The organism is Herbaspirillum sp. SJZ106, from assembly GCF_006715495.1.
Lineage (GTDB): Bacteria > Pseudomonadota > Gammaproteobacteria > Burkholderiales > Burkholderiaceae_D > Herbaspirillum.
This window is the reverse complement of record NZ_VFNI01000001.1, coordinates 448,810-461,858: the sequence shown is the minus strand read 5'-3', so window position 1 is coordinate 461,858 and position 13,049 is coordinate 448,810. Positions and strand designations below refer to the sequence as shown.

Sequence of the window (13,049 nt, the reverse complement as noted above, 5' to 3'; positions counted from 1 at the left end):
TTCCCTTTCTGCGTTTCTGCGGGGGCGACTTGGTTTCGACGTGGGTTGCAAAGCAGCGCGGGGCATACCGAGGCCTGATTACCTCGTAAATACAGTCAGAACGTAAATAACTGCTAACGATAACTCGTACGCACTGGCCGCTTAATCGCGGTTAGCTCCACACCATCTCGTCTCTGGGGTGGGCTGGCAACAGCAGTGGAGTCATTTACAGAGAATCGCCTCGGAACGGGTCACTTGAACCGGGGTTAAATCCAAGGTGACTAGCCTTGCCGCAGCGTGTGCGTCCGCGGCGGCCGGGTTAAATCAAATGACAGCACTAAGTATGTAGAACCGTCTGTAGAGTGCTTGCGGACGCGGGTTCGATTCCCGCCGCCTCCACCAACAAAAGGAAATGGCCCCATCGGGGCCATTTCCTTTTGTTTTTGATGCTCCGAGAACCGAATCCGCGTCCGGCACGGACGCGGGGCGAGCCGGGGGTTGCGCGACGCATGCGTCACGCCCGGCGAGCGGATTGCGCTTGCAAGCGCAATCCCGGGAGATTCCCGCCACCCCGCCCCCATCGGGGCCATTTCCTTTTGTTTTTGATGCTCCGAGAACCGAATCCGCGTCCGGCACGGACGCGGGGCGAGCCGGGGGTTGCGCGACGCACGCGTCGCGCCCGGCGAGCGGATTGCGCTTGCAAGCGCAATCCCGGGAGATTCCCGCCACCCCGGCCCCATCGGGGCCATTTCCTTTTGTTTTTGATGCTCCGAGAACCGAATCCGCGTCCGGCACGGACGCGGGGCGAGCCGGGAGTTGCGCGACGCACGCGTCGCGCCCGGCGCGCGGATTGCGCTTGCAAGCGCAATCCCGGGAGATTCCCGCCACCCTGCCCCCATCGGGGCCATTTCCTTTTGTTTTTGATGCTCCGGGAACCGAATCCGCGTCCGGCACGGACGCGGGGCGAGCCGGGGGTTGCGCGACACATGCGTCGCGCCCGGCGAGCGGATTGCGCTTGCAAGCGCAATCCCGGGAGATTCCCACCTCCACGACATGGCCCCCGATGGGGTGACAACAATAGTCGGATTCACTCGCGTTCAAAGTTGCGGTGCCCCTCGAGGCGCCGCCGGTGCTGCGTGGGCAGTGACGTAGAACGCAATGACCAGGCAGATGGCATAGATGCTGGCAGAAAGCCATCCGACCGCTCGGAAGTGGTTGCCGCTCACGAACAGCGCTGCCATGACCGGCCCCAGCCCCTGGCCGATGAAGACAGCGGCATTGGCCAGACTCGTGAGGCGCCCGGTCGGATCCAGTTCGGCAGACAAGGCAAACAGGTAAGTCAGTCCGAAGAACCACACCGCCATCACCAGCGCCGCCGCCGCCGCATAGACCAGCGGTGTCTGGCCGTGCACGATGGCCAGCGAGGCCACGATAGAGCCAACAAACCCGATCACCTGTGCTGGCAGGTGCCCCAGACGTTTCCCCAATATGCCCGCGCTGGCCGCGCCAGCTGCCCCAGCCAGCGTGCTCAGACCGAGAATTGCACCAATCACGTGACCGGGCAGGCCGATGGAGACACCGATACGCTCCTGATAAACCCACAGCACGCCATGCCCGGCAAAGAGCAAACCGAACAAGACCAGCAACAAGGTGGTCCGTAGAGTGAGCGGAGGCGCCGCCAACGGCTCAGCGCTGCGAACAGGCAAGCGGGCCTGGCGCGGGATCAGACGCGTCATGGCCAAGGCCGGCATCACCATCAGCGGGAAACTCAAGAATACCGCACCGACGCCGGCAGCCGAGATCAGCAGCGGCGTAGCGCCAATCGAGATCGCCCCCCATAGCAGAAGCATGATGTTGGTGGCCGCATAGGTTCGATCCTTGTTGCTGCGTTGCGCGCTGGTGGCATACACCACCGTTTGCGCCACACCGCCGCCGAAACCGGCCACCGCGCGGGAAGCGCACAACAGCCAGTACTCGCCGTGCAAGGCGCTCAGCGCACTCCCTCCAGCCAGCAGCAGCAAGCCGCACTGACACAATCGGCGCCGGTCCCAACGATTGACCACCAGCGCGGAACTACCGCAGCCGATGGCCATGGCGATCAGTTCAGCGCCAAACAACATGCCCATCTGCTGCAGGCTCACCCCCCAATGATCGACCAACGCGCCGCCCAGCACCGGTTGCATCTGCAACGTACCTACGCCGATCATCATCAGGAACCCCAACAGACCGAGCGTCTTGCCGCTGTCGACGTTGTGGCTTGCCTCTGTCTTATGTTGCTGGCTCATCATGTTCTCCTGTGGTGGCCTGAATCAGAACTCGTAGGCGTAACGCGCCTGCACGATCAGGCTGTTGCGGGTGCGATTGCGCACGTGGCTTTCGGTATAGCTGTTGATCCACAAGGCATCGCGCTTGTCACCACGATGGATGGTAAACATCGCGCCAAGGCCCACACCCAGCACCTGTTCGCGCGAATCGGCCATGTCCATTCCATTGGTCTTGCTGTCGGTGAGTTGCTTGAAGTAGTAGCTGTTCAAGCCCAGTCGCACATCGCGCATCACCTCATAGGAAGTGGTCAGATTGATCCAGGCCGCCTGTCCGGCCTGGGTGTCGCGCACGGTTTGCCCCTGGTAGGCCAGAGGCGCGCTGCCCGCCGGCTGGGTGTTCTTGAAGTTGTAGAGATAGTGCAGGCGCCAGCTGATTTCCCAGCGCGGTGCGGGCAGCAGCGTCGCGGCCCAGTAGGGGTTGATCGAGTAATAGCCGGCCCCCTGGTTGAGGTCGTTGTTGCGGTTGTAGTGCCCCGTGGGCAGCAGGAAAGATAACTCCAGACGCTGTGAGTAAAGCGGCCCGGTCGCGCCCATCACGGGGGCGAATTGCAGGGATGGACCAATGGTCAGATCGCCGATGCTGGTTCCGCCCCCGGTCAGCGTTGCGCCAGGCTGACCAAAGCGCCCATCCAGGTAAACCACTGGCAGGATTGCGTTCATGCCAAGCGTGGCATTGCCGATACGAATGGGCGAGGTATAGGAAAGGTGATTGACCAGGGTCAGGGCGTCAATGCGCGGATCCTTGAAGGCGGCCGAATCTCGTCCGCTGCCATCCTTGATGGCATTCCCGTTGGAGTAACGCAGCGCGGGCAGGTAGACCCAGCCGGGCTCGGTGCGCGAAAAACCATCCATGAAACTGGTTTCGCCCAGGTTCAGTCCCTGCGGCTGCGATACCGTGGGTGCAATGCCGCTGGCCTGCGCCAGCGCATGGTCGGCGCCCAGTGCCAGGCTGGCACCGATGAGAGTGATGAGAATGAGATGACGGAAAGCCCGGCGCTTTCCCGATGGCACTTGCATGGTTGTCTCCGATATGAGGCGATCTGCGGATCGCTGTCTTGTTATGGTGAAACCCGAAGCCGCCTTGCCTACCTGTCTGGGCAGTGCTGTCAAGCGGTCTGATCAAGTTCCTGGCAAGTGTAGAAGCAATGCCGGAGCGGCTCTTTTGCCTGAGCGACGCGTTCTTTGTTGAAAGTGACCTGTGTCAAGAGCTGGAGCTCGAGCGGATTCATGACAAAGAAAAAAACGCACGCAGACACGAAAACGGCCCGCCAAAGCGGGCCGAATCGTTCAGACGAAGCGACGCAGGATCTTTCAGCAGCGCGCAGCCATCCTGCACTCACGAGGACTGAGGCCATAGGCCTGCTTGAAGGCATGGCTGAAGTGGGCCGCATTACTGAAGCCCCAGCGGAAAGCGATTTCGGTGATGGTGCAGCCGGCCTGCTCGCTATCCTGCAAATCCTTGAGACTCTGTGCCAGCCGACGCTGCCAGAGATACTGGGCCACCGTCATGCCAGTCTCGTCGCCGAACATGCGGTGGATCTGCCGGCTGGAATAACCGAATGCTTCGGCAATGCGCGCGACGGTAAGATGTTCGTCACCCAGGTGTTCATCGATGAATTGCACAATCCGCTGGCGCAAACCGATGGCGACGCCAGCCGGATGGTCGTTGCTGGCTTCCAGGGCCGAGGCCACCAGTTGCAGGATGCTGTTGGCCACTACGTTGCCTGAACGCAAGGGCATGGTGTGGCATTCGCGGAAGGCGCTGCTGATCTGCTCACGCACCATGCGCTCAATTCCGGTGCGACCGAAGCTGCGTGCAGCAAGATGGCCCAGTGCGGCTTGCAGAGGCGGTTCGGCAGAGCGCGGATGCAGCAGCACCAGATGCTCGCCCTCCCCTTCACTGGCAATGGAAAAGGCGCGCGAGGTGTCGTAGAGACTCCAGTCCCCTGGACGCAAGACATCCTGCCGCTGGCCCTGGCGAAATACGCTGGTGCCGCGCGTCTGCAGGACGATCATGGCAGCGCTCGGAGCATCCTGCGGCATCTTTGCCGGCTGGCGCAGATAACGGCATGCATCGCTGCGCACCCGGCATAGACTGGCGTCGCCCAGGTCGCCATATTCGATACAGCCACGAAAATCTTGCGAATCGCCAGGGCTGAAGCTGATGTCCGAGGCAGCCAGATCATCCGGGTCACGCGCCACATAAGTGCTCAGCCAGGTTTTCCAGATCTGGCTACGTTCTGTTTGTGCGATGTCGTCGGTGACGACGACAGCCAGTCTTGCCATGCTGATCTCCTTGGCCAGCGTCTTCGCTGCGCTTCATGACGCAACTCACGTGTGCATTACTCTTCTTGTTGCCTGCAGCCTTCTGCTTGTGGTCCGGGTCAGGCGCTTGCGCGTCTGTCCTCGTCGCCGCCAATGCTCTGCATACCGGTGGCAATATCCCGGCTGCCGGTGGCCAGCACGCTGGCCAGGATGGGAATGTGGGCCTCTTCGGCACTACCCGGCAGGACGAAACTGAGACTGCCGATGGGCTGGCGCGTATCTCCCAACAACGCCACGGCGATGCCGATGCGATCCGGATCGATCTCGCCGAAGGACACCGCATAACCGACCTTGCGCAACTGCGACTGCTGGCTGCGGAACTGCTCCCAGGAGTCGGCCATGCCACTGCTGCGCAATTGCTCCTGGTGGCGTTCGTAGAGCCGCTTGAGGCGGCGCGTCGGTTCATGTGCCAGGATGATGCGCGAAGTCGCGCCAAGAAACAGCGGCATCGGCCTGCCGCGCTCGTAGCTGATCAGCGATTGCGGGCCTTTGGTATGTACCTGGTGGATGCATAGCACGGTATCGGCGAAGGCGCGGCATAGGAGCACCACCGAGCCATCCGGTGCATAGCCGGCCAGCCGGTTCATCACCGGGCGCGCGCTCAAGAGCAGCGGATCGGTCAACTGGATCTGGCGATCCAGTTGCAGGATGGCCGGCCCCAGAATGTAGTACCCGCCGCCGCTGGCAGCCACCAGCCCAACCTCTTCCAGCGCCAGCACGTAACGGTAGGCGGTGCTCATGGAAACCTCTAGCGTGCGGGCAATCTGCTCCACGGTCCAGGCTGGCGTCTCCAGCGTGAAGAGGCGCAGTACGCTTAACGATCGGTCGGTTGCCATGGCTTTCCTGTACATCTTACCGGGTCGGCGCTCAGGTCCGAATCCAGGCGCGGCCCCACGAATTGAGGGTGTATTCATTGTGGGGCCAGACGCCGGGCACGGCGTCGATGGCGACGCGATCGATCTCGGCCGAGATTTCCAGGCGGTTGCCATCCGGATCGGTGACCATAAAGAACAGGTTGTTGCCTGGTCCATGACGGCCCGGCCCGAAGAAGATGGGAATTCTCAAGCGCGCAAACCGATCGCCCCAGTCGCGAATGTTATTCCATTCATTGGTCTCGTAGCAATGATGATCCCATTCATTGCGCGATCCACGGAAGAAAGCCAGAGAATGATGCTCGTCGTCCGAGCGCAGGAAGACCACCATGACTTGCCCGCTCTCTTCATCAATGACCTCGTCGGAGACCGTGAAGCCAACCTGTTCAATGTAGAAGCGCACCACCTCATCGAGCTGGGTAGTCTGGAACACGGCGTGCTGCAGGCGGGCCGGCATGGCATCGGCCTGGCGCGGCGCGCGAGCCAGGCCATAGACGGTCAAGCGCCCTTGCGGATCGGCGATGCTGAAGGCCCCGGCTTGCAGCAAGGGATCATCGACGCCGCGCATGGCCACGCCATTGCGCGCCAGTCGCGTGATCAGCGCGTCCAGGGCGTCGGCATCGCGCAGGGCATAGGCCGGATACATTAGGCCAGCCGGTCCGGCCGAGATCACGGCGGCACGGCTGCCGCCGAGCAACACGTGGCATTCTTGCTCACGGCTGGCCTGCAGATCCATATGCTGGCTATAGAAGAGCGCCAGCGCATCTGGATTCGGACTGGTGATGTGCAGATGATGCAGTTGCGCCGGGCTGTGCGATTGCATGCTCATATCGGGTTTCCTTATTCGGCTAAGGCAGTGGGACGAACCAGGGCGCTTGCTTCGACAATGCCCTCTGCGCTGGCGGTGGCGGTGGCGGCGGCCGGTGTCGAGTGCAGCCTAAAGCTGTCCATGCAGGCCTGGGCAAAAACGGCTTCCTGGGCGACGGTAAAACTGCCGGCGACGTAGCGGTCAGGGCGCACCAGCACAATGGCTGCCCCCAAGGACTTGAAGAAGGCTTGGGCCTGGTCCTCAACGTCCACGCATTGCACCACGCCCGGACTATCAATGGCAGCAACCGCAGCCTGGCGCGGGACAATGGCAATGCGGCGAGTACCCAGAGCATCCCACAAGGGCGCCTGCAAACCGGCCAGCATCTGTGCTGCTTGCGTACCGAAGGCCAGCAAGGCATAGGCGGGGCCGACCACATCGTCAAGCCGTACGATGCTGCCATCGACGGCCTGCAGTTTTGGCTGCGGACACATGGTTCCTACCAGCTGCTGGCCGCCCGGTTTGCCCTGCCTGACCAGCAAACCCCGGTAATAGCGCGGCTTGGGTTTGAATTTCATCTGCAGGAAGTAGTCACGCAGCGGCGGCACATACGCCACCAGCCGAAAGAAACCGCTGATGGCGGCGGCGTGCCAGCGGCTGCGCGGCGCCATCACTTCACCCAGATTCAGGGCCAGCTTGATCAAGGCCCAGGCATGCGGACGGCGCTCGGATTCATAGGAATCCAGGGCGGCATCGGGCAGGCGCCCGGCGATCACCTCGGCCAGCTTCCAGCCCAGGTTGTGGGCATCACGAATGCCGCTGTTCATGCCTTGGCCAGCATAGGGCGGCGTCAGGTGGGCGGCGTCGCCGGCCAGAAAAACGTTGCCGATGCGCCAGCGTTCGGCCATGCGCGCATGGAAGGTATAGACCACCTTACGCACGATCGTGGTGGGCTTATCGCCGCGGAAGGGACGCAGGAATTCACTAATGCGCTCATCCTGTAGCATCGCATCGGCATCTTCATGCGGATGGATCATCACCTCGAAACGCCGTGTGCGATGCGGCCCCGGCACTTCCACGATGGGGCGCTCGGCATCACAATAGACGCGGGTCTGCCAGAAGGAATCGTCATCGTTCTCGGTATCGAGCACAATCCAGCGCGACTTGAAGGTAGTGCCCGACATGGGGATATCGAGCATGGTGCGGACCGTGCTGCGGCCCCCGTCGCACGCCACCAGATAGCGCGCGCAGACCTTCAATGCCTGGCCTGCGTCATTCCGGATCAGCGCCTCGACTTGCCCGTCCGCCTGCTGGAAGGATGTCAGCTCATGCCCGAAGCGCATCTCCAGCGAAGCGAAACGCTGTCCCCCCTGGCGCAGGGTAGCTTCGAAGAGCGGCTGGCGGAAGGCGTTGCGACGCGGGAAACCGTACTCGCTGCGGGTCGGCTCGACCTTGCCAAAACAATGGCCGCCGGGGCGGGTGAAATAATGCACACCGTATCCCAGCACAACATCCTTCAAGACCTGTTGGTCCATCCCGATGAACTGCATGGTGCGCAGGGATTCATCATCGATGGACACCGCGCGGGGCTCGGCCACGGTCGATGGCTTGCGGTCGATGATGAGGGTGCGGATGCCGGCTTGGCCCAGGACGTTGGCCAGCGTGAGGCCGGTCGGACCGGCCCCGACGATGAGAATATCGACGCTGTGCGTCTGTTGGTCTGTCATAGGTGTCTCTCTCTTCCAAGGCGCCCTGCCCTTTGCGCTGTCATCGCCGTGGGGCCAGAACGCAGGCTCCTACTCAAGCTTCCTGGGCGATCGGATTGACCAGCTTGCCGAGGCCGGAAATCTCGACCTCGACCACATCGCCGGGCTTCATCCACAGCGGCGGCTCGCGGAAGGCGCCCACGCCGCCAGTGGTGCCGGTGATGATGACGTCGCCCGGGTTCAGCTCGGTGAAGGTGCTGCAGTATTCGATCAGCGCCGGGATAGGGAAGATCAGGTCATCGGTGCGCGCCTCCTGCACGACGGTGCCGTTGAGCCGGGTCACCAGGCTCAGTTGCGAGGGATCGCCTGCTTCATCGGGCGTGACCAACCACGGGCCAAAGCCGCCGGTCTGGGGGAAGTTCTTGCCGGGGATGAACTGGATGGTGTGCTTTTGCCAGTCGCGCACGCTGCCATCGTTGTAGCAGGCATAGCCGGCCACGTAATCCAGAGCCTCGGCGGCCTTGACATGACGTGCCTTGCGTCCGATGACCACGGCCAGCTCCCCCTCGAAATCGAGCTTTTCCGACGCATGCGGACGGATGATGGGCTGCAGGTGGCCGGTCTGCGAGTCGGCAAAGCGGGCAAAGATCATCGGATGCTTGGGCAGTTCACGCCCGGTTTCCTTGACGTGCGAAAGGTAGTTGATGCCCACGCACAGAATCTTTTCAGGATCGGGAATGACCGGCAGGAATTGCACTTCGGCAATCGCCAGCGCGCGTCCCTGTTCGGCATCCTGCTGCGCCCGCGCCGCGCCGCCCTGGGCCAGATACTGCTTCAGGCTGCCGGCACCGGCATGGCCCAGATCAACCACCTGCTTGCCTGCCACGAGGCCGAAACCGTCCCTGCCCTGATGGCGAAAACTCGCGAATTTCATGACATCTCCTTTGCTGTTCGAGGGCCCGATCATAATCCCGTCAGCGCGGAGAAGTAAACATAATTATCAAAATAAGATAATTTTTATTGTTTATACATATAAAAACGTCTAAATAAGATATTTATGTTTTTATCATCCACCCAGTTTCCGGGCTCCCTGCGCATCCCCGAATAACTGCGCGATGACCTGGCGCAACCATTTGATTCCGGGATCATTGGCGTAACGCCCATGCCAGTGCTGCATGACGCGGTAAGGCGCTAGCCTGAAGGGCAACTCCACCAGCCGCACCGGATTGTGCTGGGAGACGATGCGGCCGAAGCGCTCCGGCACCAGGGCCAGGTAATCCGAATCGATGATGCTAGAGACCACGCCCAGGTAGTTGGGAATGCGCAAACCCACCTTGCGCTGGATACCCAGGTCTTCCTCGATTTTGCGGTCGATCATGTGATGGCCCGTGCCCTGAGTAGAGATGACCAGATGCCACTCCCGCTCGAAGTCGCGCAGCGACATGCGTCCTCTACGGATACGCGGGTGATCGCGGCTAACCATGCAGATGAAGCGTTCGCTAAACAAGGCTTGCTGATAGAAACCGGCGTCCAGACCGCTGATGTAGCCCAGCGCCAGGTCGATGTGCCCTGATTCGAGGTCCTTGCTGGTGCGCTCGGACACGTAGCTGAGCTCCATGCGGATGGCCGGCGCGGATTGCTTCAGATGCGCCAGCAGCCGGGGAATGATGACGCGCTGGCCGATATCGGTGATGCACAGGCGAAACAGCCGATCCGAGCGCGCCGGATCGAAGCTGACGCGGTGCTGCAAGGTCGAGGTCAGGGTACTCAGCGCTAGCCGCATCGGCCCCGCGATCTGTTCAGCCAACGGGGTCGGCTGCATGCCGCTGGAGGTGCGGGAAAACAGCGGATCGTCGTAGTGCTCGCGCAGCTTGGCCAGCGCCATGCTGACCGCCGGCTGTCCCAGATCCAGGCTGGCAGCGGCCTGGGAAATACTCTTGGTCTTGTAGATTTCGAGAAAGATGCGTAACTGCCGGAGATCGAGATTGTCCATGGCCTTTATCAATATCACTGATTAAAAGTATCAGCATGGACGTATTGATTGATAAAAGTCAAACTCCTAGACTGCCTCGCGATGGTCGCCCGTTTCGTCGCACGCCATCGGCCGCCTGCGCCGCTGCGTTGCCCTCCCTGGCAACGCAGCGGGTGCCAATACAACAAAGACAAACTCGACAAGAAGAGGAAGAGACACATGCAATCCGCTACCCCCATCCAGGTCAGCGAGGTCATCGACGCGCGCCCTGTCGGCATGGTGCAATGGAGCGCCATCGGTACCTGCATCCTGATCGCCGTGCTGGACGGCTTCGATACCCAGACTATCGGCATGCTGGCGCCGGCCATGGCCCGCGAACTGGGAATACCGATGGCCAGCTTCGGCCCCATCTTCAGCGCCGGACTACTGGGCATGCTGATGGGCGCCATGATCCTGGGGCCGCTGGCCGACCGCCTTGGCCGCAAAACCATGGTGATCGCTTCCACCCTGGCCTTTGGCAGCATGTCGCTGCTGACCGCACTGGCGGCCACCCATGATGATTTGCTGCTGTTGCGCTTTCTGACCGGCATCGGCCTGGGAGGCGCGCTGCCCAATGCGCTGGCGCTGGCTTCCGAGTATTCTCCGCGCCGCCATGCGCGCGTGATTGTCGCCACACTGATGTGCGGCATGCCGCTGGGGGCGGTGCTGGGTGGCATCGTCACTTCTCTGCTGCTGCCCTCGCATGGCTGGCAAGCGGTGTTCATCGTCGGCGGCGCGCTGCCCGTCGCGGTGGCGCTGTTTGCGCTGATCTTCATGCCCGAATCGGCGCGCTTTCTGCTGGTGCGAGGCAACCACCGCGCCCGCCTGCAGGCGCTGATGCGCCGCATCGCCCCGGAGCTGGGCGCCGATCAGGACCTGGCCGTACCGCCGCCGCAGGCGCCGGGCGTGCCCGTGGCCGAGCTGTTTCGCCATGGCCGCTGGAAGGATACGGTATTGCTGTGGATCCCTTACTTCATGAACCTGGTGGTGTTGTACTTCATCGTCAGCTGGATGCCTGCCGTGCTCATGGGAGCGCATCATCCGGTGAACGTGGGCATTACCGCCATCTCTTGCTTCAGTGCCGGCGGTGTCCTTGGCAGCCTGTTGCAAGGCTGGCTGATGAATGCGCTGGGCGTGCGCCGCCCCCTGGTGCTGGAACTGGCGCTGTACGCCTTGCTGGCACTGGCGCTAGCCAACTGGCCGCAGTCGGAATGGAACGTTATTGCGGTCAGCAGCTTGATGGGTGTGGTGATTCAGGGCGCGCAAGCGGGGCTGAATGTGCTGGCTACGGAAATCTATCCGACCGCCATTCGCGCCACCGGTGTCGGATTCGCGCTTGGCATCGGCCGCATCGGATCGATCTGCGGACCGCTGGCCGGCAGCCTGATGCTGGGATGGCAGATGGACGTGAGGCACATTTTCCTGATGGGCATCACCCCGGCCGTGATCGCCGGGCTGGCCATCGTCTTCAATCGCCGTGCCGAGACGCCGTGCACCGAGTGAAGCACTAACGTGCATGACCGGTAGCGGCGGACAGGCGCAAGCCCGTCCGCCGCTGTGCTGTGGCACTCAGTCAGACGACCAGTTGCCATGCAGGGACATGCGCATGCGCAAGGGAATCTGTACCCGCGCCACCGGCCCGGCTGAGATATCCCGCGTGTCCAGAATCACCAGTTCGGCCGCACCGCTGCGCAGGTGATTGAGCAGACTCAGCAAGAAGCCGTCACCCTCGGGGGCCTCGGAGCTACGCGGCACGAAGACCGGCTCCTGGAAGCAGTGCGCATCCCCGGCATACCAGGTGCGGGTCTCCCCGGTGCTGACGTTGACGTGGGCCAGCTGGTTGAAGAACTGGAACGGCGGCGCTCCCAGCGTGGCGGCATCGAATGGCAGCGTCGGATCGAAGGCCAGCATGAAACCATGCTGGTAGGGACGGCCGCTGTAGCGCTCGTCGCAGCGCGGGAATTCGCAGGGGAACTGGGTCAGCGGCTCGGGCAGGACCTGATCGCTGCTCGCATCCAGATCAAAGATCCAGCGCGCCAGGCTGGATTTAAGTGTCTCCGGGGAAGGCACGAAACCATCGGCCTGCGGGAAGAAATAGAACACGTTGCCGCTGGTGACGGGCATGTCCAGGATCAGCTTGCGGCCCTGCTCATAGGCATTGAGGGTATGGCCCTGGAAACCATCGGCCGGACCGTAGAACCAGCGTACCTCACTGGCCTTGCCGGCGCGCGGCAAGATGCCGAACAGTTGCGGCAGATCCGGTTGCCATTGGAAGTGCTGGCCGCCTTGCTTCATCCTTTCCACGTCGACGGTCAGGGGGATGATGGGAAAGATCACGTAATTTTCCGTCACCGCAAAATCATGGATCATGGCAGCGTAAGGCGCCTGGAACCAGGTTTCGCGGATGAGCTTGCCGGCCGCATCGATCTCGTAATAGGCGATGTCGGGCGTGCCATCGCCCTTGGCCTCATAGGCGAAGCAGAGCATGCTCCCGGTCTCGGGACAGATCTTGGGATGGGCGGTGAACGTCGCCGACTTGACCTGGCCGTGGAAATCCCAGACCCCGTGCGTTTCCAGCGTCACCGGATCCATGGCGTAGGGCAGGCCGTCTTCCTTCAGCGCCAGCAGTATTCCGGCATGCTTGATCACTGTGGTATTGGCCGTGGTGTTGTCGCGGGCCGCCTCAGGCGCATTGGTGTAGCTGTTGCGATAGACGCCATTGAGCGAGCGCCCGGCGCGGCGCTGCGCCTTGATCCGTTCGGTCTGGACGTAGCGGCGGGTCAGGCTAACCTGGCCCTGGCCGAAGCGAAAGGCACTGACCATGCCGTCGCCGTTGAAGAAGATGTCCTGGCCCAGCATCGGTGGATAGGCCGGATCGGGCGAGACCTGGTAGAAGCTGCCTTGAAGCTGCGCGGGCAGTTCGCCGACGACTTCCAGCGCCTGCACGCTGGCCTCGACTCGGCTGGGACGATAGATGCCCTGGAATTCAGGGGTGGCGGGATATTGCATGGACATGATCTGGCT

10 protein-coding genes and 1 other RNA gene are annotated in these 13,049 nt (G+C 62.2%); 2 read left to right on the top strand and 9 right to left on the bottom strand.

Annotated features, from left to right (window positions below; genetic code table 11):
* The first annotated feature begins 20 nt into the window (after positions 1-20).
* Positions 21-381, top strand: a transfer-messenger RNA (tmRNA) gene (gene ssrA / locus FB598_RS02050).
* Between the two features lie 695 nt (positions 382-1,076).
* Here ssrA and FB598_RS02045 read toward each other — a convergent pair.
* The 8 genes from FB598_RS02045 to FB598_RS02010 form a co-directional block, all read right to left on the bottom strand.
* Positions 1,077-2,267: an MFS transporter gene (locus tag FB598_RS02045; RefSeq protein WP_221292297.1), complete on the bottom strand. Its 1,191-nt coding sequence runs from the start codon at positions 2,265-2,267 to the stop codon at positions 1,077-1,079.
* 21 nt (positions 2,268-2,288) lie between these two features.
* Complete coding sequence (locus FB598_RS02040; RefSeq protein WP_141912231.1) at positions 2,289-3,320, bottom strand: transporter; 1,032 nt, start codon at positions 3,318-3,320, stop codon at positions 2,289-2,291.
* 294 nt (positions 3,321-3,614) lie between these two features.
* A complete protein-coding gene (locus FB598_RS02035; RefSeq protein ID WP_141912228.1) occupies positions 3,615-4,589 on the bottom strand; it encodes a helix-turn-helix domain-containing protein in 975 nt (324 codons plus the stop codon).
* A 98-nt stretch (positions 4,590-4,687) separates the two neighbouring features.
* The gene (locus FB598_RS02030) at positions 4,688-5,464 is read right to left on the bottom strand and encodes an IclR family transcriptional regulator (RefSeq protein WP_141912225.1); all 777 of its coding nucleotides are present in this window, start codon (positions 5,462-5,464) and stop codon (positions 4,688-4,690) included.
* Between the two features lie 31 nt (positions 5,465-5,495).
* Positions 5,496-6,329 carry a VOC family protein gene (locus FB598_RS02025; RefSeq protein ID WP_141912221.1) on the bottom strand — a complete coding sequence of 278 codons (834 nt, stop codon included), beginning with the start codon at positions 6,327-6,329 and terminating at the stop codon, positions 5,496-5,498.
* Between the two features lie 11 nt (positions 6,330-6,340).
* The gene (locus FB598_RS02020; RefSeq protein ID WP_141912217.1) at positions 6,341-8,035 is read right to left on the bottom strand and encodes a bifunctional 3-(3-hydroxy-phenyl)propionate/3-hydroxycinnamic acid hydroxylase; all 1,695 of its coding nucleotides are present in this window, start codon (positions 8,033-8,035) and stop codon (positions 6,341-6,343) included.
* 73 nt (positions 8,036-8,108) lie between these two features.
* Positions 8,109-8,948, bottom strand: coding sequence for a fumarylacetoacetate hydrolase family protein (locus FB598_RS02015; RefSeq protein WP_141912214.1), 840 nt, complete (start codon positions 8,946-8,948; stop codon positions 8,109-8,111).
* A gap of 132 nt (positions 8,949-9,080) precedes the next feature.
* Positions 9,081-10,007, bottom strand: a complete 927-nt coding sequence (locus FB598_RS02010) for a LysR family transcriptional regulator (protein WP_141912211.1) — start codon at positions 10,005-10,007, stop codon at positions 9,081-9,083.
* Positions 10,008-10,205: 198 nt separating this feature from the next.
* Here FB598_RS02010 and FB598_RS02005 point away from each other — a divergent pair, with 198 nt between their 5' ends.
* On the top strand, positions 10,206-11,528 hold the full coding sequence (locus FB598_RS02005; protein WP_141912206.1) for an MFS transporter: 1,323 nt from the start codon (positions 10,206-10,208) through the stop codon (positions 11,526-11,528).
* Positions 11,529-11,594: 66 nt separating this feature from the next.
* On the opposite strand, the gene FB598_RS02000 is transcribed toward FB598_RS02005, so the two are convergent.
* On the bottom strand, positions 11,595-13,040 hold the full coding sequence (locus tag FB598_RS02000; RefSeq protein ID WP_141912203.1) for a carotenoid oxygenase family protein: 1,446 nt from the start codon (positions 13,038-13,040) through the stop codon (positions 11,595-11,597).
* Positions 13,041-13,049 lie beyond the last annotated feature (9 nt).